We start from the raw sequence: 26,996 nt of genomic DNA on the forward strand, positions 1-26,996 counted from the left end.
CGCTGATTTGCAACAGGCCGGCGGCGACGATCGCGAAGGCCGGTCACGACAGCTTGACAGTTAACGGCGCCACATTAACATGTAGCCTAGACTACGTTTTGGTGTCGCGGCTTATCGGTGCAATATTCGTGGCGCGCGATCGGGTTGGGGAAGAATATGCGCGCGACGCGAATGGCTCTTCTGGGCACATCGGCACTGGCCATGGTTTGCTTGGGCCACACCGTGGCGTTGCCGCAAACGGCAGCGCCTGTGCCACCAGCGCCCCAGGCCGCGCCTCCCGTCGAGCCGCCAGCGCCTGCACCACCCCCGGCAGCCGGACCAGCCCCGGCGGCAGAGCCTGGTCCATCGCAAGCGTCGCCAGCGCCGGCCACGGCGGCCGGACCGCCACCCGCGTCGAACGCGCCGGCGGAAATCGAGATGCCGCAAGTGACCGTGGAGGGCCGCCAGCCCAAACCCGCACGGCGGGCCGCACGTGGCGAGCCGAGCCGGCCGTCGACGACGGTCGCAGCGCCGCTGCCAGGACCAACGCCCGAAGTCGCGCCGACGTCGCCTTTCAATCCGCCATTCGCGCCGCTGTCGACGATCGGGAGCAACCAGATCCAGTCCGGCAGCAGCAACGGCGGGTTTGGCAGCCTGTTCACCAACATGCCGGGTGCTACTTCCGCTGGCCTTGCCACGGAATCGTCACGCCCTGTTCTGCGCGGCTTGACGGACGCCAAGGTCCGCATTCAGGAAAACGGCGTCGGTGCGGTCGATGTGTCGGATATCGCGCAAGATCATGCGGTGCCGATCGACCCGCTCGCCATCCAGAAGGTTGACGTTGTCCGCGGACCGGGGGCGCTCCGCTTCGGTTCGCAAGCCGTTGGAGGCGTCGTCGACGTCAACAACAACCGGATTCCGACCGTAGCTCCACTGGGAGGACTGGCCGCTGAACTGAAGTCGGGTGTAACCAGCGTCAACAGGGGATGGGAGAGCGGGCTGCTGCTGGATGCGGGCGGCCGCAACGCCGCCGTTCACGCCGACATCTACGGCCGATCCTCCGGCGATTACAGCGTCCCGAGTTATCCGTATCTCGTGCCGCCGATCCCCGCGCCTGCCTTCAACGGCAAGCAGCCGAATTCGGCCTCGCAGAGCGCGGGAGCTGCGGTCGGCGGCTCCTGGCTTTTCGACGGCGGCTATGCGGGTATCGCGGTGTCCCGCTTTACCAGCGATTACTACGTTCCGGGCATTGCGACCGCGGCCGCGCGTCAGCACAACGACCTCGAGCAAACCAAGATCTCCTCCAAGGGCGAATATCGGCCAGACTCGAGCGCGCTGGCGGCCATCAGGTACTGGACCGGGCATTCAGAATATCGCCACGACGAAACGGTGCTCGCCACCACCGGCTTTCAGGAGATTACAGCCACCTTCAAGAACAGGCAGACCGAGGGCAAGCTCGAGCTCGAGCTCGCGCCGTTCGCCACGCCGATAGGTTCTCTGACCAGCATTTTTGGTACGCAAGCCGCCTACCAGAAACTGGATACGGCGGGGCAGGCGATATTGCTGCCGGCCCAGACGAGGACGGCGGCGGCGTATTTTCTCAATGAAGTAAGGCACACGGATACGCTGCGCACGCAATTGGCGGGCCGCATCGAGGCGGTCGATGTCGCGGGAACGGCGTTCACTTTTCCGCCGAATTTTCTCCCGCCGCCGAATGAGCCGGGCAGGGCAGCCGCCAAGCTCGACTACCTGCCGAAGAGCGTCAGTTTCGGCATCATCAAGGACCTCCCATCCTCGCTGGTCGGGAGTCTCACGCTGCAACGTATCGAACGCGCGCCGCGCGCGCTCGAACTGTTCGCCCAAGGTCCCGATGGTTCGGAGAAGACCTTCAAGATCGGCAACCCGAACCTCGGAATTGAAACCGCGCAGACGGCGGAAATCGGCTTGAAACGCACGGATGGCGATTTCAGATTCGCCGCCAACGCCTACTACACGGCGTACAACAAGTTCATCTTCTCGCGCGCCACCGGAATCGTTTGCCAGGAAACGTTTGCCTCATGCGGGGCGGGCACCGATTACATCCAGGTCAACTACGATCAGCGCGACGCGATCTTCCGCGGCGGCGAACTGGCCTGGCAGTGGGACGCCGCGCAGCTCGCCAACGGCACCCTCGGCCTCGATAGCCAATTTGATGTCGTGCGGGCAACGTTCACCGACGGCAGTAACGTCCCGCGCATTCCTCCGATGCGTCTCGGCGGTGGCGTCTACTGGCGCAACGACAACTGGTTTGTACGCGCAGGCTGGCTGCATGCATTTGCGCAGAATGACATTCCGCAGTTCGACACCACGACCCCCGGATACGATCTGGTGAAAGTGCAGGTCGAGCACCGGAAGTTCTGGAAGGATTCGCCGTGGGGCGCGGTCGAGGTCGCGACCGGGCTGATCGGCGATAATTTGCTCAACGCCAACATCCGCAACTCCGTTCAATTCCACAAGGACGAGATCCTGCAGCCGGGGCGAGGCTTCAAGCTGTTTCTCAATGTCAAATACGGCATTGACCGGCCGAGCGGACCGCCGGGCACCTGGATCGGTACGGCGCGACGGCCAGCCGGCAACGGATTCTACAAGAGTCCCGCGCTCGATGCGGCGGCCTGGAACTGGGCGGGCATCTATGCGGGCGGCAATGCCGGATATCTCAGAGGCGAGGGGGTTACCAACGCGGCGTTCAATGATGCTGCGACCGGTGCGTCGCTTTCCGGGGCCCACCTATCGGCAAAACACGACACCGCAAGCTTTGGCGTCCAGTCCGGTTACAACTGGACATCGGGCCGGCTCCTGGCCGGCATCGAGGGAGATTTTGAATACCGCAATCAGCGCGGAAGCAGCGCCGCCGCTTGCCCTGGCAACATCTGCAACGCCGCGCTGGCTCCGCTGGATGCAACCGTGACGGCCAGCCTGGATTATCGTCTAGGGTGGGTCGCCTCGGTTCGCGGGCGCGTCGGAACGCTGGCGACGCCGGACCTGCTTGCCTACGTCACCGCGGGCGTACCGTTCGGCAAGATAACAACGGCAACTTCTATCGCAGGTTTCGATAATGCGGGTGTCGCGACGACGGCGTCTCTGGATCGTCACCTGTATCGATTTGGCTGGGCCGTGGGCGCCGGTCTCGAGACGCGGCTGGCGGGCAACTGGACCGCAAAGCTCGAATATCTTCACATGGATTTCGGTTCGGTGCGTTCGACGCCGCCCACGGCCGCCAACACCGCCGTTGCGTTCGATGCCAATACGCGGGTGACCAGCGATGGGGTCAGGATGGGCGTGAACTACAAGTTCGCCGGCGGCGCGATCGTCACGGACTAACCGTCGAGCGGACGCTCCGAGACCCAGACGACCTGTCAGGGCCGCCTGACGTCAGCCTTATTTCACGATTTCACCATGAAGCGGATCGGCTGCCTCACAACGACGAATTCGCCGGGAAACGTTGCGGGCGGCGCCGGGAAAGGCTGCGCCCGCTTGAGGAGCGCGATGGCTTCCTCATCAAGCGCGTTGGAGCCCGAACTTTGAGTTACGCGCGAGCTGACAACCATTCCCTTGCGATCGAGGGTGAACGACACCTGCGCCGTCCCTTGCTCGCGCCGCGACCGTGCGGCCTCCGGGTACCGCTTGTTCCTTTCGACCAAGGCGAGGACCTGGGTTCGCCATGTCACCGCGGCTTCCGAAGTCTTGTCGTTCGGCACACCTTGGGTCGGCGCCACCGCTACCGGTGCGACCCGTTCGTTGACCGCCGGTGGTGCTGAGGTGGTGGCGGCCGCCTGCTGCTGCGGCGTCACGTCAGGCTGTGGTTTGGTCGGCAGCGCCACGGCCGCGTCCGGACTGGGAGCGGGCGGCAGTTCAGGCGTTTCATCTGGCGTCGTTTCCTCAGGCTTCGCCACCGGCTGCGCTTCCGACATCACCTGTTCCGGACCGGGCGCGATGTCGGTCGGCGTGGTCGAGGGCGCTGCGGCCAGCGGCGCCAGATCGACCACGATCGCGCCCGAAGGTTCGGCGGCTATGGTGTCGTCCGGATAGCGCCAGGTGGCGAGCGTGGCGGTCAATCCGGCGTAGACGCACAGCACCGCAAGGCTGCTGAACATCCACCGTTGCAGATCAGAACGATCTTCGGCCGCAAGCTGCATCATGGCGACGAGGCTTGCTCCATTCCGACCAGCGCGACCTTGAGGTAGCCGGCGGCGCGCAGCAGGTTCATCACCTGCATGACTTCGCCATACGGGACGAGTTTGTCGGCGCGCAGGAAAATGCGGGTATCCTTCTGGCCGCTGGTGCTGGCATCGAGCACGCCCGGCAGCGCGCCGCGGCCTACGGTTTCGTTGCCGACGGAGAGCGACAGGTCCGGCTTCACGGTCAGGTAGACCGGCTTGTCGGGCCGCGGCTGTGGCTGCGCGTTCGAGGCCGGAAGATCGACGGCGATATCGACGGTCGCAAGCGGGGCTGCAACCATGAAGATGATGAGCAGAACGAGAATGACGTCGATGAACGGCGTCACATTTATCTCATGGACCTCGGACAGATCGCCATTGCCCTGGTTCAGACTGGCGGCCATGGCTGCTACTCCGCCGCCGCGAGATGCCGCCGCACGAGCAGGGTGCCGCTGTCGAGGTCACGCCCAACGATGCGGGCGATCTCCGCCGATCCGTCGCCAAGCAGCGCGCGGTATGAGGCGATCTGGCGCGCGAACAGATTGTAGATCACGACCGCGGGAATCGCCGCCACCAGCCCGAGCGCCGTCGCCAGCAGCGCCTCGGCTATACCGGGCGCGACCACGGCGAGGTTGGTGGTTTGCGATTTCGAGATCCCGATAAAGCTGTTCATGATTCCCCAGACCGTCCCGAACAGTCCGACGAACGGGCCGGTCGATCCGATGGTCGCAAGCACGCCGGTGCCGAAGGCGATCCGCCTGCTTGCCGCCGCCTCGATCTGCTGCAGCCGGGAAGTGATCCTCACCTTGATCCCGTCCCTGTCCATTCGATCGGTGCTCAATCTCAATTCCGCCAGCGCACCCTCGAGCAATTGGGCAACCGCGCCCTGGCGGACCTGCCGCACGGCGTCGTCCACGCTTCGGGCTTTGGCGAGTTCGCGCACGGCGCCTCGCGCATTCTGCCGCGCCTTGATCAGTTCGATGGTCTTCGAGAGCCATACGGTCCAGGTGACTGCGGTCGCAAAAACCAGGCCGACCATCACCGCTTTGACGACGATGTCGGCCTGCATGAACATGCCCCAGGGGCTGAGATCCCGGGGTAGCATCGCGGCTGCGACCGCGGTCCGATCTGTTGCATCCTGAGCAGAGGCCGGAAAGCACAGCAATAAGAGCGGAAACGAAAGAAGCGGAGTGCCACGGCGAAGTTCGCGTCGAACTGCTTTCCAGGATCGCATCAGGTTTGCCTCTGGGGAAATTAACGCCTTAGCCTCATTATGTAGCATCACCTACGTCTTGGTGTAAACACTAATGGGGCGGAGGTCCGGTGACCCGTCCGTGCATCCTGGTTCCGATGCAATCTGGGCGATCCGGCGTTTCGCTGTGGCGACCTGCGGCGAAGCAGGCCAGGCCGACCGGGCTTTCGCCGATTTTCCTGCCGCAATTGTCAATTGCCGGGCCTGCCGCCGGTAGTGTAAAGCGGCGCATCGGCGCTCGCCTGGACGCGCCGCTCCGCTCCCGGGAACCGCTTGATGACGCTGTGGTTTGTGTTCGCGCTGATGACGGTCGCGGCGATCTTCGCCGTGCTCTGGCCGCTGAGCCGCAGCTCCTCTGCGCAGGCCGGCGGTAGTGAGGCTGTGGTCTACAGGGATCAACTCGCCGAGATCGATCGCGATGTCGCGGCCGGCTTGATCGGCGTGTCCGAGGCCGCGGCTGCGCGTGTCGAAATCGGCCGCCGCCTGCTCGCCGCCGCGGAAGGGGCGCGCGACCTGCCGGCGCGTCCGAACCTCAGCCTGCGCCGCGTCTCGACCGTCGTGGCGCTGGTGGGTTTGCCGATCGCGGCGGTGACGTTCTACCTCGCGCTCGGATCGCCGCGTCTCGGTGATTTTCCGCTGGCCTCTCGCACGCGCACGGCGGATGTCAACCAGCCGATCGACAACATGGTGGCGCAGGTCGAGGCGCATCTCGAAAAAAATCCTTCGGACGGTCGCGGCTGGACCGTACTGGCGCCGGTGCTGGCGCGGCTCGGCCGTTACGAGGATGCGGTCCGCGCCTACCGCAACTCGATCACTTACGCCGGCGACAGCGCCGATCGCCGCTCCGATCTCGGCGAAGCCCTTGCCGCCGCGGCGGGCGGCGTCGTCACGGCGGAGGCCAAGGCTGAATTCGAACGCGCGGTGGCGCAGAACGCCGATGAGCCCAAGGCCAACTACTTCCTCGGGCTCGCCGCCGAACAGGATGGCCGCCAGGCCAATGCCGCCGCGATCTGGCGCGGAATGCTCGCCAAAGCCACGGCCGACACGCCGTGGCGGCCACTGATCGAGGCGGCGCTGGCGAGAGTCGGTGATCCTGCCGCGCCCGCGCTCTCCAACGACGCGATGGCCGCGGCCAAGGACATGAACGAGGCCGACCGCGGCGCTATGATCCGCGGCATGGTCGACCGGCTCGCGACGCGGCTGAAGCAGAACGGCGACGATGTTCAGGGATGGTTGCGGCTGGTCCGGGCCTATATGGTGATGGGCGAGCGCGACAAGGCGATGAGCGCGCTGACTGACGCGCGGCAGGCGGTCGCAAACGATGCCGAACGCTTGCGCCAGCTTAATGAAGGTCTGAAAAATCTCGGGCTTGATGGATAGAGCAGGATGCCGAAACCCAAGGGCGAAGACAGAGGACACAAATGACGCGCAAGCAACGGCGTTTGACCATGATCGGCGGTTCGCTCGCGGTGCTCGCCATTGCGGCGGCGCTGGTGCTGAACGCGATGCGCGATTCCATCGTGTTCTTTTCCACGCCGACCATGGCGGCCGAGAAGCAGATTCCGGCCGGCAAGCGGTTCCGCCTCGGCGGCCTGGTGCAGCCGGGCTCGCTGGTGCGCGGCGACAACCTCGCCGTCCATTTCAGCGTCGCCGATGGAAGCGCCACGCTGCCGGTCGCTTACAAGGGAATCTTGCCGGACCTGTTCCGTGAAGGGCAGGGTGTCGTCGCCGAAGGCGCGCTGGATGCCTCCGGCGTCTTCAGGGCCGATACCGTGCTTGCCAAGCATGATGAGACCTACATGCCCAAGGATGTCGCCGACGCCCTGAAGAAGCAGGGACACTGGAAGGACGATTACGGCGCAAAGCCCGGTGCTGCGGCCGCGGCTGCGTCGGTCCAGGGGGCTTCGAAGTGATCGCCGAATCCGGTCATTACGCACTGGTGCTGGCGCTCGGACTGGCGCTGATCCAGTCCACCGTGCCGATGCTCGGTGCGCGCTGGGGCGATCATGCCTTGATGAATATCGCGCGCTCCACCGCGCTCGCGCAATTGCTGTTCGTGGCGGCCTCGTTCACGGCGCTGACGATGCTGCACGTCGTCTCGGATTTTTCCGTCGTCAACGTATTCGAAAATTCGCACTCGATGAAGCCGCTGCTCTACAAGATCACCGGCGTGTGGGGCAATCACGAAGGTTCGATGCTGCTGTGGGTGTTGATCCTGGCGCTGTTCGGCGGCTTGGTCGCCGCCTTCGGCAATAATTTGCCGCTGTCGCTGCGCGCCCATGTGCTGGCGGTGCAGGGCTGGATCGCCGCCGCGTTCTATCTGTTCATCCTGGTCACCTCGAATCCGTTCCTGCGCATCGCGAGCCCCCCGATCGAGGGCCGCGACCTCAACCCGGTGCTGCAGGATATCGGCCTCGCGGTGCACCCGCCGATGCTCTATCTCGGCTATGTCGGGTTCTCGATCTCGTTCTCCTTTGCGGTCGCCGCCCTGATCGAAGGCCGCATCGATGCCGCCTGGGCGCGCTGGGTGCGGCCGTGGACGTTGGTGGCGTGGATATTCCTCACGCTCGGCATCGCGATGGGGTCGTACTGGGCCTATTACGAACTCGGCTGGGGCGGCTGGTGGTTCTGGGACCCGGTCGAGAATGCTTCGCTGATGCCCTGGCTCGCCGGCACCGCGCTGCTGCATTCCGCCGTCGTGATGGAAAAGCGCAACGCGCTGAAGGTCTGGACCATACTGCTGTCGATCCTGACCTTCTCGCTGTCGCTGCTCGGAACCTTCCTGGTGCGCTCGGGCGTTTTGACCTCGGTGCACGCGTTCGCAACCGATCCGGCCCGCGGCGTGTTCATCCTGTTGATCCTCTGTATTTTCATCGGCGGCAGCCTGTCGCTCTACGCCTGGCGCGCATCGACGCTGAAGCAGGGCGGACTGTTCGCGCCGATCTCGCGCGAGGGCGCGCTGGTGCTCAACAATCTCTTTCTGACCTCCGCCTGTGCAACCGTGTTCATCGGAACCCTGTATCCGCTGGCACTGGAGGTTCTGACCGGCGACAAGATTTCGGTCGGCGCGCCGTTCTTTAATCTGACGTTCGGTCCCTTGTTCGTACCGTTGATGCTCGCCGTGCCGTTCGGGCCGCTGTTGGCGTGGAAGCGGGGTGACCTGCTCGGCGCGGCGCAGCGGCTGACGGCGGCGGGTGTCGCCGCGCTGGTGGCGATTGCCGTGGTGTGGGCGTGGACCTATGGCGGCAGCACATTCGCGCCGCTCGCGATCGGACTTGCGGCATTCGTCGTAGCAGGCGCGTTGTGCGACCTCGCCGAGCGCACCGGGCTGTTTCGCGTTTCCTCGGCCGTCGCGCTGCGGCGTGCACGCGGGTTGCCGCGCGCGACCTGGGGCACGTCGTTTGCCCATGCCGGCGTCGGCATAGCCCTGATCGGGATCGTCTGCGAGACCACCTGGAACAGCGAATATATCGGTTCGATGATGCCCAGTGATGTTGCCAGGGTCGCCGGCTATCAATTGAGGCTCGACGGCGTCACCCAGCGGCAAGGGCCGAATTTCCGCGAGATGATCGCGCGGTTCACGGTCAGTCTCGACGGCGAGATGCTCCGCGTGATGACGCCCTCGAAGCGCGACTTCACTACGCGGGGATCGTCGACCACCGAGGCCGCGCTGCTGACCCGCGGCGCCAGCCAACTCTATATCTCGCTCGGCGAAACCAGCGCCGGAGCCATTGCGGTCCGCATCTATCACAAGCCGCTGGTGCTACTGATTTGGTGGGGGCCGGTGCTGATGGCATTCGGCGGCCTGCTGTCGCTGTCTGATCGCCGCCTGCGCGTCGGTGCGCCGAAGCCCGCCAAGGCGGCTCGCACGTTGCAGCCGGCGGAGTAGGCCGTTGAAGAAGCTCCTTGTCAGCCTATTCGTTGCCGCCGCGATGTCGGGCACGCCGGCCGCTTACGCCGTGCAGCCCGACGAGGTCATGGCCGACCCTGCGAAGGAAGCCCGCGCGCGCGACTTGTCGCGCGAGCTGCGCTGCATGGTGTGCCAGAACCAGTCGATCGACGATTCCGACGCGCCGCTGGCGCGCGATTTGCGGCTGCTGGTGCGCGAGCGGATCGCATCCGGCGACAGCGATCGCCAGGTAATCGATTTCCTGGTGGCGCGCTATGGCGAATTCGTGCTGCTCAAGCCGCGCTTCACGCCGCACACTCTGTTGCTATGGCTGTTGCCGCCGCTCGCTTTGATCGGCGGCGGACTGGCGCTCTGGTTCTACAGCCGCCGGCGCCCGAACGCCGGCAGCGCGACCGATCCCTCGCTGAACCTTACGGAAGAGGAGGAGGAGAGGCTCGAGCGCCTGCTCGCGGCCGATGCGCCGGACAAGCAGGCTTAAGCCCGCCATTGCAGGCGGGCGCTACGACTCCCTTGTTTGAGGAAATGGCTGAGCAGTGCACCGCGGCCTTGGTGGCGACCAATTGCTTGCGGTCGAGCTGCGAGCGCACAAAGAACACGTCGAGGATCGGCCCGGACACGCCGGCCAGCAACTGCAGCGCCGTGCCGAGCTTAGCCAATTACGGAATGGCGCTACAGGCCGCGCTCGACGGCGTGGTGTGGCCATTGGCCTGCGTCCCTATGTCGAAGACGACATCGCCATGGGGCGTCTGGTGGCGCCGTTTGCCCTGTCGGTTCCGAAGGGCAGGGCCTGGTACCTGGTGCATCGGCGCGTTCCGCGAAGCCGACCCTTGCCTGATCGCCTTTCGCGATTGGCTCCGGCAGAATTTCAGGGACAAGTCACAGGTCTAACCGGCTGATTTGCCTGCGCTATTCTGCCGCATCCATAAGCCGCCGCATTACCAAACTTTAATTCCCTAGCCAGCGCGCGGTAAGGCGGCAAACCCCATCTTCAGGCCCTGTCAGGTGCCCAGCCCCCGCACCCCGTATCGTCGAAATTCAGGCTCTGGAGATTTTTGAAACATGACCGAACGTCCCGTCGATCTTTCCTCGCTACCGTCCAGCGGCGCGCCGCGCCGTTCGCTGTTCTCCGCGCGCAAATTCGCGCTGATGGCTTCCGTTGTCGCCGGCCTCGGCGCCGCGGTCTATGGTTTCAGCCCGCAGCAGGGTCCGGTTGATGTCTTCACCAGCGCGGCGCAGGCGCAGGTCAACAACGAGGTCCGCAAGGTCGAGCGACCGATCGGCTTCGCCGACATTGTCGAGCGCGTGAAGCCGTCGGTGATTTCGGTCAAGATCAACATCGCCGACAAGAGTTCCAAGGACGACAGCGCCAACAAGGACGAGGACTCGCCGTTCCCGCCGGGTTCGCCGATGGAGCGCTTCTTCCGCCGCTTCGGCGGCCCGGACGGCTTGCCGCCTGGTCTGCGCGGCGGACCGCGCGGCGGCCGCGGCCCGGTGACGGGTCAGGGTTCCGGCTTCTTCATCTCGCCGGACGGCTTTGCCGTGACCAACAACCACGTGGTCGACGGCGCCGACAAGGTCGAGATCACCATGGACGATGGCAAGACCTTCACCGCCAAGGTGATCGGCACCGATGCGCGCACGGATCTGGCGTTGATCAAGGTCGAGGGCCGCAAGGACTTCCCGTTCGCCAAACTGTCCGATAGCAAGCCGCGGATCGGCGACTGGGTGCTCGCTGTCGGTAACCCGTTCGGCCTCGGCGGAACCGTGACCGCCGGCATCGTTTCGGCCTCCGGCCGCGACATCGGCAACGGCCCGTACGATGACTTCATCCAGATCGACGCGCCTGTGAACAAGGGCAACTCCGGCGGTCCGGCGTTCGACACCAATGGCGAAGTGATGGGCGTCAACACCGCGATCTATTCGCCGTCCGGCGGCAGCGTCGGCATTGCGTTCTCGATCCCCGCTTCGACGGTCAAGAACGTGATCGCCCAGCTCAAGGATAAGGGCTCGGTCAGCCGCGGCTGGATCGGCGTCCAGATTCAACCGGTGACGTCTGACATTGCCGACAGCCTCGGCATGAAGAAGGCGGAAGGCGCGCTGGTGGCGGAACCGCAGGCCAATGGCCCGGCAGCGAAGGCCGGTATCCAGTCCGGCGACGTCATCACGGCGGTCAATGGCGAGCCGGTCAAGGACGCCAAGGAACTCGCCCGCACCATCGGCGGTCTCGCGCCTGGGGCTGCGGTCAAGCTCAACGTGCTGCACAAGGGCCAGGACAAGGTTATCAACCTCACGCTCGGCCAGTTGCCGAACACGATCGAGACCAAGGCCGACACCGACAAGGAAGACAAGGGTGGCCCGACCAAGGGAACCGGCGTGCCGAAGCTCGGCCTGACGGTCGCCCCCGCCAACAGCGTGGCCGGTGCCGGCAGGGAAGGCGTCGTGATCACCGAGGTCGACCCGAAGAGCGCGGCGGCCGAACGCGGCTTCAAGGAAGGCGACGTCATTCTTGAGGTTGCGGGCAAGAGCGTCGCCAGCGCCGGCGAGGTGCGTGAGGCGATCGACGCCGCCCGCACCGAGAACAAGAACAGCGTTCTCATGCGCGTGAAGAGCGGCGGTTCGTCGCGCTTCGTCGCGGTGCCGCTGGCGAAGGGCTAAACGGGGACTAGATATCAGATGGAGGGTTTCGCCGGCATTCGTCGCCCCCGCCGACGTCTCCTTCCGGGGAGCGGGTGCAAAACTCGCTCCCTCTGGCAACCTTCCTTCGGAATACGCCCCCCTCCGTCGGAAGGGCCTAAGGGCGGTGAGGTCCCCCAGCTTCACCGCCCGCTTTTTTCGCTTGGAAGCATGATCCGGAGAACCGGAAACCAGTTTCCCTCGGGACAAACGCGACACGTTTGCCCGGAGATCATGCCCGGACCAAAAGATAGAACGGGATGATTTTCGAAGAGAAATCATCCCGTTCTATTGAGAACAGCCGGTCGCCTTGCATGTGCAGGGCGGCCGCGCCATGGTGAGAGAAAGCCCATTCCCGTGACCGCAACTGCCCCGCAAATGCGCCTGCTGATCATCGAAGATGACCGCGAGTCCGCCGACTATCTGGTCAAGGCGTTCCGTGAGGTCGGCCATGTCGCCGATCTCGCCAGTGATGGCGAGGAGGGCCTGTCGATGGCGGACGGCGGCGATTACGACGTGCTCGTGGTGGATCGTATGCTGCCCAAGCGCGACGGCCTGTCCGTGATCGGCGCGCTGCGCGACAAGGGCAACCGCACGCCGGTCCTGATCCTCTCCGCGCTCGGCCAAGTCGACGATCGCATCAAGGGCCTTCGCGCCGGCGGCGACGACTATTTGCCAAAACCCTATTCATTCGCCGAACTGCAGGCGCGGGTCGAGGTGCTTTCGCGCCGCAATGTCGGCCCGGCTGAAGAGACCACCTACCGCGTCGGCGACCTCGAACTCGACCGTCTTTCTCACCGTGTCGCCCGCGGCAAGGACGAGCTGACGCTGCAGCCGCGCGAGTTTCGCCTGCTCGAATATCTGATGAAGCATGCGGGACAGGTGGTGACCCGCACCATGCTTCTGGAAAACGTCTGGGATTATCATTTCGATCCGCAGACCAACGTCATCGACGTGCACATTTCGCGGCTGCGCTCCAAGATCGACAAGGGCTTTGAACGGCCCTTGCTGCACACGATCCGCGGCGCCGGATACATGATCCGTGACGGCCTTCGGTAAACTGGTCCGCACCACGGCGTTCCGGCTGACGCTGGTCTATCTGTTTTTGTTTGCGCTGTTTGCGGCGTCGCTGCTCGGCTATTTCGCCTGGAATACGCGAAGGCTGATCAATGAACAGATCGCCACCACGGTGAACGCCGAAACCGCCGAGATCAACGACATCTACGCGCGCCGCGGTTTGCGCGGCGTCGCTCTCACAGTCGCCAACCGCGCGCTGCGGCCGGGCGCCAACCTCTATCTCGTCACCACGCCGGCAGGTGTGGCGGTCGCCGGCAATGTCGGTTCGCTTGCGCCGGGCGTGATGGCTTCGATCGGCTGGTCCGAGACCGCCTATAGCCGGCACGACGAGCAGGACACGTCGCATCACCGCGCGCTGGTGCGCGTCAGCGAACTTACCAACGGTTTCCGCCTGCTGGTCGGCCGCGACCTGGAGGAGCGGCGGCGTCTGTTCGGCATCGTCGCCAAAGCCGCGCAATGGTCGCTGCTCGTCGTCATCGTGCTCGGCGTCGGCGGCGGCATCTTCGTGGCGCGGCGGGTGCTGCAGCGGATCGACGCCATGACCGGCACCACAAGGCGCATCATGGCCGGCGACCTCTCAGGGCGCCTGCCGGTCGGTCGCTCCGGCGACGAGCTCGACCGCCTTGCGGAAAACCTCAATGCCATGCTGGAGCGCATCGAGGCGCTGATGATGGGGCTCAAGGAAGTCTCCGACAATATCGCCCACGACCTGAAGACGCCGCTGACGCGCCTGCGCAACCGTGCCGAGGAGGCGTTGGCGAGTTCCGGCAGCGAGGCCGAATACCGCGCGGCGCTGGAGCGGACCATCGAGGAGTCCGACGGCCTGATCCGCACCTTCAACGCGCTGTTGATGATCGCGCGCGCCGAGTCCGGGCAGGCGCGCGGCAACATGGACGATTTCGACGCGGCCGACGTCGCCAAGGGCATCCACGAATTGTATGAACCGCTGGCCGAGGACGACGGCATGACATTGCGCGTCAAGGCCGCGACCGCCCGGCTGCACGGCAACCGCGAGCTGATCAGCCAGGCGCTTGCCAACCTGGTCGAGAACGCCATCAAGTACGGCAAGCCGTCGCCGGTGGTACAGCCGCTGGATCCCGTTGCCGCCGCGCGCACCCGGGAGATCCTGATCGAGGCGCGGCGCGAGGGCGATCACGTGCTGCTCAGCGTCACCGATCATGGGCCCGGCATTCCTGAAGGGGACCGCAAGCACGCGGTCGAGCGGTTCGTGCGGCTCGAGGCGAGCCGGACGCAGCCGGGTTCCGGCCTCGGCCTCAGCCTGGCATCCGCGGTGGCGACGCTGCACGGCGGTGAACTCAGGCTCGGCGATTCGCATCCCGGCCTGACCGCGACGCTGGTCATCCCGGCGCTATCCGCCGCGGGTGACAGGCTTGCGGCTCAAACGCCGGATGTGCCACAGAAGGTGGCATGAATTCCTCCGCCTTGGCCGCGCGGTTCGTGAGCGGGCCGTGCATTACAGCCAGCAGCACTGCCGAACAACGCCTGGAAGGCTGGCTCGCCGAACTGGAGCCGTCGCAATCGGCCGGGATTCGCGCGTGGCTGGATCTTCCGCCGGCCCGTGCCATCCTGCTCGGCATCGTCGAGTTCTCGCCCTACTTGTTCGACCTGATCCGCGCCGATGCTGCCCGGTTGCTCCGCCTGCTGGCATGCGACCCGGAACCGCATCTCACCGCGCTGATCGAAAAAACCTCGCGCGACGTGCTCACAGCCGCAAGCGAGGCCGACGTGATGCATCTGCTTCGCCGCATGAAGTCGGAGGCCGCATTGTTGATCGCGCTATGCGACATCGGCGGGATCTGGCCGGTGATGCGGGTGACGGCGGCGCTGACCGAGCTTGCAACCGCCTCCGTGCAGGCAGGCTTGCGCTTCCTGTTGCGCCAGGAGGTCGCGCGCGGCCGCATGACCGCCTCCAATCATGACCGGCCGGAGGAGGGAAGTGGCCTGATCGTGCTCGCCATGGGCAAGATGGGCGCGGGCGAGTTGAATTATTCGAGCGACATCGACCTGATCGTGTTTTTCGATCCCGCCGCGACGTCGCTGGTAGCCGACATCGAGCCGGCGCCGTTCTTCGTGCGCGTGACGCAGGCGCTGGCCCGCGTGCTGCAGCAACGCTCCGGCGACGGTTACGTGTTCCGCGTCGATCTGCGCCTGCGGCCCGATCCGGCCTCGACGCAGGTGGCAATTTCGACCGAGGCGGCGCTGCATTATTACGAGCGGGAAGGGCGGACCTGGGAGCGCGCCGCAATGATCAAGGCGCGCGCTTGCGCCGGCGACGCCAGGGCGAGCGAGGCGCTGATCGCAGAACTTTCGCCGTTCGTCTGGCGCAAGCATCTGGATTTTGCGGCGCTGGCCGACGTCCACGACATGAAGCGGCAGATGCAGACCTATCGCGGCCAGAACGAGATCGCGGTCGAGGGCCACAACGTCAAGGTCGGCCGCGGCGGCATCCGCGAGATCGAGTTTTTCGCGCAGACGCAACAGCTCATTGCCGGCGGCCGCCATCCGGAATTGCGCGTGCGCCCGACGCTGCACGCGTTGCAGGTCCTGGCCACCAGCAACTGGATCACCTTCCAGGCCTGTGAAGAATTGACCGCGGCCTACGAGTTCCTGCGCCGCGTCGAGCACCGGCTGCAGATGATCTCGGACGAGCAGACCCATGCGCTGCCCGAAGATGCCGAGGCCGTGGAGCGCTTTGCGAACTTCTTCGGCTATGAGAGCCGGGCCGCCTTCGCGAAGGATTTGCTCGGCCATCTCAACATCGTGCAGGGACATTACGGCAAGCTGTTCGAGGGCGATCCGACCGGCACGGTAAAGCTGCCGCAGCTCAACTACGCCGCAGGCCCCGAGGATGCGCGCCTGCTCGATCATCTGGCGACGCTCGGCTTCAAGAAACCGGTCGCGGTGGCTGGCACCCTGCAGCTCTGGATGCAGGGCAACTATCGCGCGCTCCGCAACGAAGCGACCAAGGCCGCCTTCATCGAATTCGTGCCCGGCCTGATCGACGGGCTGGCGCATGCAGAAGATCCCGACGACGCCGTGGCCGCGTTCGATCGTTTCCTTGGTGCGTTGCAGCGCGGCGGCCGCCTGATATCGCTCTTGAGAGAGAACCGCGATTTGGTAGCGCTGGTGGCGTTGATCCTGGGTGCGGCGCCGCGGCTAGGCGACATGCTGGCGCGCCAGCCGCAGATCATGGACGGCCTGATCGATCCCCGTTTCTTCGGCGCGATGCCGGACCAGAAGGAATTGTCGGCGCGGCTGGCGGCGACGCTGAAGGACGCGGACTCCTACGAAGACTTCCTCGATCGCCTGCGGCTGTTCGGGCAGGAGAGCCTGTTCCTGATCGGCACGCGCATTCTCTCTGGTACGGTTTCCGCCCAGCAGGCCAGCGTGGCCTTTGCCGACGTCGCCGAGGGCATCGTGCACACGGTGCACGGCCTGGTCAGGGATCAGTTCGCCAGCCATTACGGCCGCATCAAGGGGCAGGAGACCGCGATCCTCGCGATGGGCCGGCTCGGCAGCCGCGAGATGACGGCGTCTTCCGATCTCGACCTGATCCTGCTGTACGACTTCGACGCTGATAGTCCCGACTCCGACGGCGAGAGATCGCTGCACGGCGCGCAGTATTTCGCGCGGCTGACCCAGCGGCTGATCTCGGCGTTCACGACGCGAACCAATTACGGCGTGCTCTATGAAGTCGACATGCGGCTGCGCCCTTCGGGCCGCGCCGGACCGCTGGCGTCGCGGATCGATTCCTTTGCCGGCTACCAGGAACGCGAAGCCTGGACCTGGGAGCATATGGCGCTGACGCGGGCGCGGGTGATTTCGGCTTCACCGGCGTTTCGCGCGAGGATCGAGGGCACCCTCCGCAGCGTGCTGACGCGGCCGCGCGACGCTCCCTCTACCGCTGGCGACGTCGCCGACATGCGCCGGGCGATCGCGCAGGAAAAGGGCGAAGACGACATCTGGGATCTCAAGCTCGCTGCCGGCGGGCTGGTCGATATCGATTTCATCGCGCAGTATCTGCAGCTTGTTCACGCCTCGGAAAAGCCCGAAATCCTCAGCGTCTCCACGCTGCAGGTGCTCGACAATGCCGGGCGCCTCGGCGCGCTGCCGCATTCCGACGCCGAGATCCTGCGCCAGGCGGCGCGGCTCTACCACGACCTGACCCAGATCCTGCGGCTTTGCGTCACCGGCAAATTCAATCCGGAAACCTCGGGCGAGAATCTGCTGCGCGTGATGGCGCGCGCCGGCGACACGCCCGATTTCTCGACGCTGGAAGCGCGCGTGCGCGAGACGCAAGGCGAGGTGCGGCGAGTGTTCCAGGCGCTGGTGGGCGGCGGTTCTTCCGCCTGAAGCGTTCCAGGTTCCTCCCGCGAATTCACGGACGATCGGAACTCCTATGGCCGCATTGGATTGTTGCGGGAACAGGAGGCTGGGATGCGGCATGCCCAAATCAACATCCTCGACAAGCCCATTGAGCGTATCAGAAAGTCGTGCGAGCTCGCGGGTCTGAGTGCCGATTTCGACCGCAAGCTGCCGGCACTCGAAACCTATCTTGAAGGGCTCGTGGCCGAAGGGGAAACCAGTGAGGAACGGCTGACCGTGAGCGGCCTGACCTTCATCAAGCAGGCACGATAGAGCAAACGTGCGATAGGGGATTGCGTGATGTTCTCGGTCAGACAGGGTCAGGAAATTTCATCCGGAAGCTTCCAGGCCGGATCCGGCGCGCAGCGCTCTTCCCTGATTTCCTGGACGTGATAGCCGGCGGGCAGAACCTGTCCGCCCGCTTCGTCGGCAACGGGAATATCGGAAATCAGGCCGGAGTTGAGAGCTTGCTTCCAGACCGCCGCTTCGGTCGGAAGGCCAGGGCCGATCTGCCTGTCGCCATCGAAAAGCGCGTAAGGCACGAACCTCTCCCAAATTAAAACCCCGCCAGCTATCGCAATAACTGACGGGGCTTTTGAGCTGATATTTCCGGTGGATTTCTCCTTTCCTGAATTACCCGCTCATCCCCTTAATGCGAGGCAGCCGGTTTCGTTCCCGAATATCTTGATTCTGCGCGAAAAAGCCGACGGTCGCGCCTTGAACTTGCCTCTCGGCGAGCGAAGCGGCATCCAGTACGGAAACGGTCGATGCCGTCGCCGCGCGGAACTATTGCCATTTTTTCCTGTTCTGAGTTCTGCGCAACTCAACCGGAATGGATGGTCCATGCGTAAACTACTTTTGGGAATGGCGCTCACAATGCCAATCGCCTTTCTTTCTCCAGCAACGGCGCTGCCTTTGGCTCATCCGTTGATGCACGGTGCCGAGGTCAACGCCGATCTGATCGAAGTAAAGGGCGGACGCGGCCATGGGCATGGTTGGGGCGTTGGACATGGCTATCGACCGTTTGGTTGGAGCCGCGGCCGCAAAGTCGGCTGGCGAGGCCGTGGCTGCCCGCCCGGTCACTGGAAGAAGGGTTGGTGCTGAGATTGAACCGGCTGCCGTCACGTACGAGCAGCCCGGCTCGACCATTACAACGTTCGCGCCGCGTTACCCTTGAACAGGATTGGACCGGTCGGCCGTCCGATCGGGGAGCCGCCTTCGGGCTCCAGCGTGATCTCGAACAGCTGATTTTGCACGGTTTCGGGTAACGACTCCAAATTGAGCCGCAGCGTGCGCGACTGGCCGGTGAGGCCGATCGATTTCGGGCCGACGGCGCGATCCCACAGTGTCCAGACCTGCAGCGTACGGCCGGCAGGAACCTCGATCGGGCGCAGCGGAATGAGCTCAACCCGGCCATTCGAAAATGCATTGACGATGGCCCCAGCCTCTTTGGTCGCGTCATTCACCAGCACGGCGACATAGACGGGCTTGCTCTGCGCCAGTGCAATCAGGTCGTTGCGAAGGTGACGCGACGTTGTCAACGCGCCGACCATGACCACCGCAAACAGCAGCGCGGCGAGCACGCCGCCGATGCCGAGGCCGCGCCAGAACCGGATGCTGTCCCATAGCGTGGCACCACGCAGCGCGGCCCGTGCAAAGGGCAGGGCGTCGATCGGCGCGATCTTGGTCGCGTCCGCGATGCGCTGCCAAAGCGCCGGGCTCGGTGGGGCCTCCTCGGCCGCAAGATCGAGGTCCGCAAGCCGATCCTGCCACGCGCTGACAGCCTGAGCAAACGATTGGTCGGTTGCGATGCGCCGTTCGGCGGCGGCGTGCTCCGCACTGTCCAGGAGGCCCATCACGTAATCAGCGGCCATGGCGTTATCGGCGTCGTGCGGGTTCATCCCATGCACTCCTGCAACGCAAAGAGGCTACGCCGCACCCAGCTTTTGACCGTGCCAAGCGGAACTTTGAGCCTTCCCGCCAATTCGCCGTGGCTCATGCCGTGAACATAGGCCAGAACGACCACGTCGCGGCGAGGGCGGTCGATCTGCTCGAGGCACCGGCGCAGCGCGCTGGTCTCCGGCATCCGTGACAGAGTGGCCTCGCAGTCAACACCCTCGACGCCTTCATCTGATGCTTCATAGCGGTGCTCATCGCGATGAATACTGAGGGCGCGGTTGCGCACCACGGCATAGAGCCAGCCGCGTGCACTGCCGCGGCGCGGATCGAACCCGGCCGCGCCACGCCAGATCCGGATAAAGGCGTCGTGCACCGCCTCTTCTGCGAGGTCCTGCCGAAACAGGATGCGGCGCGCGATGCCGGTCATGCGCGGCGCCTCGCTGTCGTAGATCACGCGCAATGCGGTGCGGTCGCCGGCCGCGCAACGCGCGAGAGCCGCGGCAAGCTGCGCCTCGCGTTCCCCATCGAGCAGGGCGGGATCCTGCAGGCTGGCGGTGATGGTGCCATTTCCGGTCATGTCTATGCCTTTGCATAGCTGTTCTACCTTGAGATGCGGCATTTGGATGCATCTGCCGAAAATTATTTTCGGTGTGCTGCATCCGTTTCGCCGCGCCGCCGGTACCCGCTGTGTTGGTCCCGAGAGGATCATGGCAACACAGGGAGCTCACCGATGAACTATCGTTCGATTTTCGCCGCCTCAGTCGCATTATTGCTGTCATCCGCAGCCGCCAATGCCGCGCAGGTCGCAGCCCTGATCGGCGGCGACACCATTGCGATGGTCGATACCGCGCAGAAGAAGGCGACGGGGTCGGTCAAGGTCACCGGCATTTCCGGTGCGCTGGTCGGCATCGACGTACGTCCGGCCGACGGCATGCTCTATGGACTGGTCGACGATGGCACCATTGTGACCATTGCGATGGACGGCAAGGCCACGACGAAATCCAAACTTGACACCATGCTCGCCAAGGGCGTAGCCGCGACGGTCGATTTCAACCCGGTGGCGGATCGCCTGCGCGTGATGGGCACGGACGGGATGAACCTGCGGGCGAATGTCGATGACGGCAAGGTGACCAAGGACGGCGACCACAAGTTTGCCGACAGCGACATGCACAAGGGCGAAAAGCCGAACATCGTCGCCGGCGCCTATATCAATTCGGTGAAGGGCGCAAAGGAGACGGCGCTGTTCAACATCGACGGCACCATCGGCGGATTGATCAAGCAGGCGCCACCAAATGACGGCGTGCTCGGCGCGATCGGCAAGCTCGGGATCAAGGCGGATACCGTCGCGTTCGACATCTGGTCCGACAGCGCCGGCAAGAACGAAGCCTGGCTGATGGCGGGCGGCACGCTCTACAGCATCGACCTTGCTACCGGAAAGGCGACCGAGGCTGCACAGATCACCGGCATCGGCGGCACGGTCAAGGATATCGCCATCATGGGCATGTAGCCGGCCGCTGCAATCCCCGGACGGGCTGGGTTCTGCCGGTTGCTTGCGCGGCCGGCAGAACCTTGCGGTGAATTCCGGCGCAATCTGGACCGCAAATCGTTGTTTTCAGAAAATGCCGGGCACCAGCATCGCCACCTTTTCGCGATAGCGCCGATATTCTTGGCCGAACATCGTCACCAGATCGCGTTCTTCGAGATGGATGCCGACGAAGATGTAGGCTGTCGTCACCGCAGCGAACAGCAAATGGCCCAGCGTCATCGTCGGCGTGCACCAGAAGGCGATGATGAAGCCGAGATAGATCGGGTGCCGGATCAGGCGATACAGGCCGGGCGTCTTGAACTTGACGGGCTCGACCATGCGGCCAGCGAAATGGGCGACCACTTGCGTCAATCCGAACAGCTCGAAATGGCTGATCAGGAACGTGCTGTAGAGCACGATGAGCCAGCCCGCAAAGCCACAGGCGGTCGCGACGCCGGCGAGAACAGGGGTTTCGATGTTCCAGACCACCGCAGGCATCGGCTGCCACTGCCAGAACAGCAGTATCAGCGAGAGGCTCGCCAGCAGCACATAGGTCGAGCGTTCGATCGCTGGCGAAGCGAAGCGCGTGAACAGCTTCTTGAATCCCTGCCGCGCCATGCCGCTGTGCTGTACGGCGAAGATCGACATCAGCACCAGGTTGATCAGCAGCGCCGTCGTCAGCGGCGACGCCGTACCGCTGTCGACGGTTTTGGGCACGACATATCCCGAGACGAAGCCGACCGCGTAGAGGAACGTGCCGAAGAAGATGAGATAGGCGATGCCGCCGTAGCAGAGAGTGATCAATCTCATGGCACGAGAACTGGCGGCCGCAGGCGTTGCATTCGGTCCGGTTTGCATTGTAACCGACATTTAAAATCTCCTTGGTTTGGAATGTTGACGTCGGGAAAATGTCTCGGGGGCAATTGTCTCCTTCAGCTCCTCCGCTTGCGAAGCCGCGTGACTCTTTCGAGGACGCCATCGAGCGGGCCGCGATAGGTGCGCTTGTCGTACAAGTCGCGACCTCCAGCTTGGTGCAAAGCGAGCCAGGCCGATTGGCGTTCGCGGTAGGCGCTGGCGGCGGCTTTCCAGCCGTTGAGAAGGCCCCTCAGGCCCCTGGTCACCGCAAGGGGACTGGCGGCGCGGCTTCGGTGGGTCCACGCGCGGGGTCGGATGGCGCCCTCGTGCGGCAACAAGCCTTCTGGCGAAACATCCGCCTTGGTGGGATTGAGCAACAGGCCGGTCATGGCCATCCTCCGATTGTACGATGATTGGCCCGTCGTTAGATTGAGATGTCTGTTCCCGCTTGGCGGATTTCTTGAGAAGAGCTTTGTTTTTCCTCCGCAAGTGACTGTTTTTGCTTAGTGTGTATCGTGCGCCGTCGGCCGGGCGGCGGGACCTCGTGTTGGATTGACAGAGGTGGTATTAAAGTACCGATTTGCCGAGTTCGAGATTGACCTCAGCCAGCAGGAGCTGCGCCGGCTCGGGGAAGCGGTTCATATTGAGCCCCAAGTATTCGATCTCATCGTTCACCTGGTCCGCAACCGCGACCGGATTGTCAGCAAGGATGAGCTGATCGAGACGATCTGGAACGGCCGGATCATCTCAGAGGCGGCGCTCTCCAGCCGCATCAATGGCGCGCGGCGCGCGCTTGGCGACAATGGAAACGATCAGGTCTTCATCCGGACGCTGCACAAGCGTGGCTTCCGGTTCGTCGGCGACGTCCAGGCGGTCAACGCCCCGGAAGCGAATGCGGAGGCGGCTCGGCTTGCTCCTGACGGCGGCGCCGCGGCGGCAGACGTTCCCGTCACCGTCTCGGTTTCTGCCGAAGTGCGACACCTTGGCGACATCGTCTCGGAATCCGTGAAGGCTGAGGCCGTCACGCGCCCGTCGATCGCCGTGATGCCGTTTGGAAACATGTCTGACGATCCGGAAAACGACTATTTCAGCTATGGCTTGACCGAGGACATTATTCGTCTCCTCGCCCGTAACCGGTGGCTTTCGGTTATCTCGCGGCACTCGACCGTGGCGTTCCAGGGACGAACGGTGGACGCGCGCGAAATTGGTGAGCAGCTAGGCGTCAGGTATGTGATGGTCGGCAGCGTTCGCAAGAGTCGCGATACGGTACGGATCACGGCGGAACTCGTCCGGGCCGCGGACAGAAAGCAATTGTGGTCCGACAAATACGACCTGCAGCTCGAATATATCTTCGATATCCAGGAGGAGATGGCTCGCCAGATCGCCGCGACGATCGAGCCGGAGCTGTCGAAGGTCGAGCAGCAGCTTGCCGCGCGCAAGGCGCCGGAAAGCCTGGATGCCTGGGATTGTTACCAGCGCGGCCTCTGGAACCTATGGCGCTTCACCACGCCGGGGTTCGACCAGGCCGAAGAATACTTCCAGCGTGCGATCGAGGCTGATCCGAATTTTGCGCGCGGCCATGGCGCACTCAGCTACGTCAATCTGCAGCGCGCCTTTTTCGACGAGCCGAAAGATCGCACGGCGCGGCTGAAAACGGCGTTGCGCCAGGGGCGTCATGCGGTGGCGCTCGACGAACTCGATTGCTTCTGCCACTGCGCCCTCGGACGCGCTTTGTGCCTTACCCATCAGAACGACGAGGCGCTGGCAGCGCTCGACGTATCGCTGGAGCTCAATCCGAGTTTTGCGCAGGCCTATTTCGCGCAAGGTTTTAACATGCTGTGGTACGGACGGGAGATCGAGGCGGAAACGCTGCTCGATCGGGCGACCATGCTGAGCCCGCGCGACAGCCACATCTCCGGTTTCCACCATGTCCGCTCCTGGGCGCACTTCTCCCTTGGCGAGTATGACATAGCAGCCGAATTCGCCCGGCGGGCGACACGGCAGCCCAATGTCACCTATCAGGCTTTTGCGTCACTGGCGGCGTCGCTTGGCCTGCTCGGGGAGCGGGCGCAGGCGGCAACGGTGGCTGCCGAACTGCTGCAGCGCAAGCCAAACTACACTATTGAAACGGCGCGACAGGAATTCTTCTTCTGCAATGATCCGGGCTTCATAGATCGTTTCGTTGAGGGCCTGCGTGTCGCCGGCATTGTGGCCGCTTAAATCGGAGGCCGCCGGCTGGAGAGGCGTGTTCGGGCCGATTTCCTCGAATGCATGGAACAGGGCATTCGATTTTCAGGTAGCGGCGAGCATTACCTGCAACGCCAAAATCAAGATTATCTGCAGATTATCTGAATACGCGCTCTAAGCGCGGCAAGCCGCTCCGGACCATACTCGCGGGCATGGAACGACGAGAATTCATTGCGCTCGTGGGTGCTGCGATGGCGTGGCCGGTCGCCGCATTCGCGCAGGATTCGACGCGCATTCATCGCATCTTCTGGCTCTCCACGCAGTCCCAGCCCGATCCGTTCCTGGATGGCTTCCGGGAGGGACTGCGGGCGCGGGGCTATGTCGAAGGAAAAAACCTCGTCCTTGAACTACACTATGCGATCGGCAATCCGCAGGCGCTGCGCGAGGCGGCATCCGCACTCCGGCGCGGCCAGGTCGACCTGGCCGTGTCGAGCGGCCCGGCGACGCGCGCGATGACGGAGGTGGCGGAAGTTCCGGTCCTGTTCGCGCTGAGCGGCGATCCCGTGGCGTTGGGGCTCGTCCGGAGCCTCGGGCAGCCCGGCGGCAATTTCACCGGCTCTACCTTTCTTTCACTTGAGTTGGCGGGAAAGCGGGTTGAGCTGCTCAAGGAAGTTCTTCCGAACTTGCGCAAGCTTGCTGTTCTGTCGAACGCCAATCATCCGGGAGAGCAATCGGAGTGGCGCTCGACCAAGGAGGCCGCCCAAAAACTCGATATCGTGCCGCATTACGTTCCGTTCTCCGGCGCCAACGAACTTGACGGCGCACTTGGATCGGTGGGGGAGGCGCATGCGGATGCGCTACTGGTGTTTCCGGACGCGCTGACGATGGTGCACCGGACCAGAATTGCCGAGTTCGCTATCGCGCAGCGGCTGCCGTCAATGTTCGGCTGGAGCGAATATTGCGACGCAGGCGGACTGCTGAGTTATGGCGCCAACCAACGCGCGACCTACTTCTGGCTTGCGACCTACGCCGACCGGATCTTGCGCGGCGAAAAGCCTGCCAATCTTCCCGTCCATCAGCCCACCAAGTTCGAGCTGGTCGTGAATCTCAGGACCGCCGAACTGCTCGGTTGACCTGGACAAATCCTCGGTCCTGTTTCGCGCCAACCGGGTGATCGAATGAGCCCGGCCCTTCTCATGTTAGTTCGAAACGCCGCCCGTCGGATGCCCGTTCGATGACCCGTCCGCGCCGCTCCCTGTTCGTCAAATACTTCGTCACGCTGTTTGTCGCAGTGGTGGTGCCGCTGATGCTTGGCTCCGCGACCGAAGCCTGGTTTGCCTTTCGTGACAATCGGCTTGATCTCGATGAAATTCTTCAGGTCGAGGCTCGCTCGGCGGCCGATCGGATACAGGCTTTCACCGACGGAATACGCGATCAACTCGGCTGGGTCGTGCAGTTTCCGTGGACGGCGGGCGAGGACGACCGGCGCAAGGTGGACGGGTTGCGTTTACTGCAGCAGGTGCCGGCGATTGTTTCGCTCTCGCTGATCGACCCGACCGGCACTGAACGGGTTTTCGTATCCCGCGTGAGCATGAACAGAACCGGCCGCGGCGCGGACATGTCGGCGGATCCGGCGGTTGTCGGCGCGCGCGCCAACCGGGTCTGGTATGGCCCGGTGCACTATCAGCGTGATTCCGAGCCTTACATGCGGATCGCGGTTGCGGGAAACCGTGCGGCCGCCGGCATCGTCGTTGCCGACATCAACCTCAAACTGATCTGGGATATCATCGCGGCGATCAAGATCGGCGACACCGGACATGCCCTTGTCGTCGACGATTCCGGGCGTCTGATCGCCCACCCCGACATCAGCCTTGTCCTGCGCAGCGGCGCGGGGGCAGGGGAGTTCGACCGTCTCAAGTCCGTCGTCAGTGCCGCGAATGGATCGGCGGTCGCCACGGCCGGCGAGGACGGCAAACCCGTCGTTGCGCTCTCGGTGCGCGCCCCCAACGTGGGTTGGACGGTGATCGCGGAGCAGCCGGTCCTGGAGGCGTTCGAATCCATCCGCGCCGCGCTGCGGCGTTCCCTGATCCTCATCGGTCTCGGCATCGTTTTCGCGCTTGTGCTGGCCTATTGGCGGGCATGCCGCATGTGGGGACCGATCAGGCAACTCGAGGATGGCGTCGAACGGATCGGGATGGGGCAGTTCGACCATCGCATCACGATCAAGAGCCACGATGAACTGGAGCAATTGGCAATCCGGTTCAACCAGATGGCGGAAGAGCTGGCCGCTTCGCAGCAGAAGTCCGAGCGCATCAGCCGTCTGAAGCAATTCCTTGCACCGCAAGTGGCTGAACTGGTTGAGCACTCCGATAAGGGGCTGCTGGATGGGCAGCGGCGGGAGGTGGTGGCGATTTTCGGCGACCTGCGCGGCTTCACAGCGTTTTCCGCGCGCGCGGAGCCCGACGCCATTCTGACCGTGCTGCGGCAATATTACGAGGCCATTGGCGCCGTCACGGCCCGCCATGCGGCGACCTTGATCCGCTTTGCCGGTGACGGCGTGATGGTTCTCGTCAACGCGCCGGTTGCCTGCGAGAACCCGGCGCAGCGTGGCGTGCGGCTTGCGATCGACATGCAGGCGGCGGTGCAATCCCTTGCGAACACCTGGAACGCTGGTGGCTGCACCTTGGGTTTCGGTATCGGTATCGCGATGGGACCCGCAACCGTCGGAACCCTCGGCTATCACGGACGCCTCGACTACACGGCGATCGGAAATGTCGTCAATCTGGCGTCGCGGCTTTGCAGTTTGGCCGACGACACGCAGATACTGGTGGACCCGGTTGTCAGCGGGCACGTCGGAGACGATATTGCGCTCGCATCCGTCGGAGAGCAGGCCATCAAGGGCTACGATCATGCTCTGGAGGTTTTTGCCGTCGTTCGCAGCGCAGCACCTCGACCGCATCCCGGCTGTCCACCTCAGCCCGCTCTCGTTCGGTCCGCCGGGGCAAGTCTTCAAAGAGAGGCGCCGGAGCTTGCTTCGACGAGTGCTGACTGAAAAAG

At 64.2% G+C, this 26,996-nt stretch carries 23 protein-coding genes; 15 read left to right on the forward strand and 8 right to left on the reverse strand.

Annotation, left to right across the window (positions count from 1 at the left end; all coding sequences use genetic code 11):
• The first annotated feature begins 417 nt into the window (after positions 1–417).
• Entirely contained in the window at positions 418–3,339 is a 2,922-nt protein-coding gene (locus tag V1288_RS22730; RefSeq protein ID WP_334359168.1) for a TonB-dependent receptor domain-containing protein, read from the forward strand.
• Positions 3,340–3,401: 62 nt separating this feature from the next.
• Here V1288_RS22730 and V1288_RS22735 read toward each other — a convergent pair whose 3' ends face one another.
• Genes V1288_RS22735 through exbB form a run of 3 tightly spaced genes read right to left on the reverse strand, consistent with a single transcriptional unit; the run spans position 3,402 to position 5,244 of the window.
• Positions 3,402–4,157, reverse strand: a complete 756-nt coding sequence (locus tag V1288_RS22735; RefSeq protein WP_334359169.1) for an energy transducer TonB — start codon at positions 4,155–4,157, stop codon at positions 3,402–3,404.
• Entirely contained in the window at positions 4,154–4,579 is a 426-nt protein-coding gene (gene exbD / locus V1288_RS22740; RefSeq protein WP_334359170.1) for a TonB system transport protein ExbD, read from the reverse strand. Before exbD ends, V1288_RS22735 begins: the two co-directional genes overlap by 4 nt.
• 5 nt (positions 4,580–4,584) lie before the next feature.
• Positions 4,585–5,244: a tonB-system energizer ExbB gene (gene exbB / locus V1288_RS22745; protein WP_442894185.1), complete on the reverse strand. Its 660-nt coding sequence runs from the start codon at positions 5,242–5,244 to the stop codon at positions 4,585–4,587.
• Positions 5,245–5,703: 459 nt separating this feature from the next.
• On the opposite strand from exbB, the gene ccmI reads away from it, so the two are divergent.
• The 9 genes from ccmI (at position 5,704) to V1288_RS22795 (ending at position 17,746) form a co-directional block, all read left to right on the forward strand.
• Positions 5,704–6,807 (forward strand): c-type cytochrome biogenesis protein CcmI, encoded by a 1,104-nt coding sequence (ccmI, locus tag V1288_RS22750; RefSeq protein WP_334359172.1) that lies wholly within the window; start codon positions 5,704–5,706, stop codon positions 6,805–6,807.
• A 41-nt stretch (positions 6,808–6,848) separates the two neighbouring features.
• Complete coding sequence (gene ccmE, locus V1288_RS22755) at positions 6,849–7,340, forward strand: cytochrome c maturation protein CcmE (protein WP_334359173.1); 492 nt, start codon at positions 6,849–6,851, stop codon at positions 7,338–7,340.
• Complete coding sequence (locus tag V1288_RS22760) at positions 7,337–9,316, forward strand: heme lyase CcmF/NrfE family subunit (protein WP_334359174.1); 1,980 nt, start codon at positions 7,337–7,339, stop codon at positions 9,314–9,316. The genes ccmE and V1288_RS22760 overlap by 4 nt, the downstream gene beginning before the upstream one ends.
• A gap of 4 nt (positions 9,317–9,320) precedes the next feature.
• Positions 9,321–9,815, forward strand: a complete 495-nt coding sequence (locus V1288_RS22765; protein WP_334359175.1) for a cytochrome c-type biogenesis protein — start codon at positions 9,321–9,323, stop codon at positions 9,813–9,815.
• Positions 9,816–10,396: 581 nt separating this feature from the next.
• Positions 10,397–11,992 (forward strand): Do family serine endopeptidase, encoded by a 1,596-nt coding sequence (locus tag V1288_RS22775; RefSeq protein ID WP_334359176.1) that lies wholly within the window; start codon positions 10,397–10,399, stop codon positions 11,990–11,992.
• 396 nt (positions 11,993–12,388) lie between these two features.
• Positions 12,389–13,069, forward strand: a complete 681-nt coding sequence (locus V1288_RS22780; RefSeq protein ID WP_300948019.1) for a response regulator transcription factor — start codon at positions 12,389–12,391, stop codon at positions 13,067–13,069.
• On the forward strand, positions 13,053–14,519 hold the full coding sequence (locus tag V1288_RS22785; protein WP_334359177.1) for a sensor histidine kinase: 1,467 nt from the start codon (positions 13,053–13,055) through the stop codon (positions 14,517–14,519). The genes V1288_RS22780 and V1288_RS22785 overlap by 17 nt, the downstream gene beginning before the upstream one ends.
• Positions 14,516–17,461 (forward strand): bifunctional [glutamine synthetase] adenylyltransferase/[glutamine synthetase]-adenylyl-L-tyrosine phosphorylase, encoded by a 2,946-nt coding sequence (locus V1288_RS22790; protein WP_334359178.1) that lies wholly within the window; start codon positions 14,516–14,518, stop codon positions 17,459–17,461. The genes V1288_RS22785 and V1288_RS22790 overlap by 4 nt, the downstream gene beginning before the upstream one ends.
• An 84-nt stretch (positions 17,462–17,545) precedes the next feature.
• Positions 17,546–17,746, forward strand: coding sequence for a hypothetical protein (locus tag V1288_RS22795; protein ID WP_334359179.1), 201 nt, complete (start codon positions 17,546–17,548; stop codon positions 17,744–17,746).
• A 47-nt stretch (positions 17,747–17,793) separates the two neighbouring features.
• Here the strand turns inward: V1288_RS22795 and V1288_RS22800 are convergent, their stop codons facing one another.
• Complete coding sequence (locus tag V1288_RS22800) at positions 17,794–18,015, reverse strand: hypothetical protein (protein ID WP_334359180.1); 222 nt, start codon at positions 18,013–18,015, stop codon at positions 17,794–17,796.
• Between the two features lie 70 nt (positions 18,016–18,085).
• Between V1288_RS22800 and V1288_RS22805 the strand changes: the two genes are divergently transcribed.
• The gene (locus V1288_RS22805) at positions 18,086–18,577 is read left to right on the forward strand and encodes a hypothetical protein (protein ID WP_334359181.1); all 492 of its coding nucleotides are present in this window, start codon (positions 18,086–18,088) and stop codon (positions 18,575–18,577) included.
• Between the two features lie 44 nt (positions 18,578–18,621).
• On the opposite strand, the gene V1288_RS22810 is transcribed toward V1288_RS22805, so the two are convergent.
• Together V1288_RS22810 and V1288_RS22815 are read right to left on the reverse strand one after the other, a co-directional pair.
• Positions 18,622–19,374, reverse strand: a complete 753-nt coding sequence (locus V1288_RS22810; protein ID WP_334359182.1) for an anti-sigma factor — start codon at positions 19,372–19,374, stop codon at positions 18,622–18,624.
• Positions 19,371–19,991, reverse strand: coding sequence for a sigma-70 family RNA polymerase sigma factor (locus tag V1288_RS22815; RefSeq protein WP_334359183.1), 621 nt, complete (start codon positions 19,989–19,991; stop codon positions 19,371–19,373). Before V1288_RS22815 ends, V1288_RS22810 begins: the two co-directional genes overlap by 4 nt.
• A 111-nt stretch (positions 19,992–20,102) precedes the next feature.
• On the opposite strand from V1288_RS22815, the gene V1288_RS22820 reads away from it, so the two are divergent.
• A complete protein-coding gene (locus tag V1288_RS22820; protein WP_334359184.1) occupies positions 20,103–20,879 on the forward strand; it encodes a DUF4394 domain-containing protein in 777 nt (258 codons plus the stop codon).
• A 105-nt stretch (positions 20,880–20,984) separates the two neighbouring features.
• Here V1288_RS22820 and mddA read toward each other — a convergent pair whose 3' ends face one another.
• Positions 20,985–21,767 (reverse strand): methanethiol S-methyltransferase, encoded by a 783-nt coding sequence (mddA, locus tag V1288_RS22825; RefSeq protein ID WP_442893975.1) that lies wholly within the window; start codon positions 21,765–21,767, stop codon positions 20,985–20,987.
• Positions 21,768–21,829: 62 nt separating this feature from the next.
• Entirely contained in the window at positions 21,830–22,141 is a 312-nt protein-coding gene (locus tag V1288_RS22830) for a hypothetical protein (RefSeq protein ID WP_334359185.1), read from the reverse strand.
• A gap of 172 nt (positions 22,142–22,313) precedes the next feature.
• Here V1288_RS22830 and V1288_RS22835 point away from each other — a divergent pair, with 172 nt between their 5' ends.
• The 3 genes from V1288_RS22835 (at position 22,314) to V1288_RS22845 (ending at position 26,991) form a co-directional block, all read left to right on the forward strand.
• Positions 22,314–23,972, forward strand: a complete 1,659-nt coding sequence (locus V1288_RS22835) for a winged helix-turn-helix domain-containing tetratricopeptide repeat protein (RefSeq protein WP_334359186.1) — start codon at positions 22,314–22,316, stop codon at positions 23,970–23,972.
• Between the two features lie 179 nt (positions 23,973–24,151).
• A complete protein-coding gene (locus tag V1288_RS22840) occupies positions 24,152–25,072 on the forward strand; it encodes an ABC transporter substrate-binding protein (RefSeq protein WP_334359187.1) in 921 nt (306 codons plus the stop codon).
• A gap of 101 nt (positions 25,073–25,173) precedes the next feature.
• Positions 25,174–26,991, forward strand: coding sequence for an adenylate/guanylate cyclase domain-containing protein (locus V1288_RS22845; protein WP_334359188.1), 1,818 nt, complete (start codon positions 25,174–25,176; stop codon positions 26,989–26,991).
• The last annotated feature ends 5 nt before the right edge of the window (positions 26,992–26,996 follow it).

The organism is Bradyrhizobium sp. AZCC 2176 (genome assembly GCF_036924645.1).
Classification (GTDB): Bacteria; Pseudomonadota; Alphaproteobacteria; order Rhizobiales; family Xanthobacteraceae; genus Bradyrhizobium.

Excerpts from the sequence above, each read along its gene's own strand:
- V1288_RS22730 (WP_334359168.1), top strand. The coding sequence starts at position 418 with ATGCCGCAAGTGACCGTGGAGGGCCGCCAGCCCAAACCCGCACGGCGG.
- V1288_RS22735 (WP_334359169.1), bottom strand. The coding sequence starts at position 4,157 with ATGATGCAGCTTGCGGCCGAAGATCGTTCTGATCTGCAACGGTGGATG.
- exbD (WP_334359170.1), bottom strand. The coding sequence starts at position 4,579 with ATGGCCGCCAGTCTGAACCAGGGCAATGGCGATCTGTCCGAGGTCCAT.
- exbB (WP_442894185.1), bottom strand. The coding sequence starts at position 5,244 with ATGCAGGCCGACATCGTCGTCAAAGCGGTGATGGTCGGCCTGGTTTTT.
- ccmI (WP_334359172.1), top strand. The coding sequence starts at position 5,704 with ATGACGCTGTGGTTTGTGTTCGCGCTGATGACGGTCGCGGCGATCTTC.
- ccmE (WP_334359173.1), top strand. The coding sequence starts at position 6,849 with ATGACGCGCAAGCAACGGCGTTTGACCATGATCGGCGGTTCGCTCGCG.
- V1288_RS22775 (WP_334359176.1), top strand. The coding sequence starts at position 10,397 with ATGACCGAACGTCCCGTCGATCTTTCCTCGCTACCGTCCAGCGGCGCG.
- V1288_RS22780 (WP_300948019.1), top strand. The coding sequence starts at position 12,389 with ATGCGCCTGCTGATCATCGAAGATGACCGCGAGTCCGCCGACTATCTG.
- V1288_RS22790 (WP_334359178.1), top strand. The coding sequence starts at position 14,516 with ATGAATTCCTCCGCCTTGGCCGCGCGGTTCGTGAGCGGGCCGTGCATT.
- V1288_RS22795 (WP_334359179.1), top strand. The coding sequence starts at position 17,546 with ATGCGGCATGCCCAAATCAACATCCTCGACAAGCCCATTGAGCGTATC.
- V1288_RS22810 (WP_334359182.1), bottom strand. The coding sequence starts at position 19,374 with ATGAACCCGCACGACGCCGATAACGCCATGGCCGCTGATTACGTGATG.
- V1288_RS22815 (WP_334359183.1), bottom strand. The coding sequence starts at position 19,991 with ATGCCGCATCTCAAGGTAGAACAGCTATGCAAAGGCATAGACATGACC.
- V1288_RS22820 (WP_334359184.1), top strand. The coding sequence starts at position 20,103 with ATGAACTATCGTTCGATTTTCGCCGCCTCAGTCGCATTATTGCTGTCA.
- mddA (WP_442893975.1), bottom strand. The coding sequence starts at position 21,767 with ATGTCGGTTACAATGCAAACCGGACCGAATGCAACGCCTGCGGCCGCC.
- V1288_RS22830 (WP_334359185.1), bottom strand. The coding sequence starts at position 22,141 with ATGACCGGCCTGTTGCTCAATCCCACCAAGGCGGATGTTTCGCCAGAA.
- V1288_RS22840 (WP_334359187.1), top strand. The coding sequence starts at position 24,152 with ATGGAACGACGAGAATTCATTGCGCTCGTGGGTGCTGCGATGGCGTGG.
- V1288_RS22845 (WP_334359188.1), top strand. The coding sequence starts at position 25,174 with ATGACCCGTCCGCGCCGCTCCCTGTTCGTCAAATACTTCGTCACGCTG.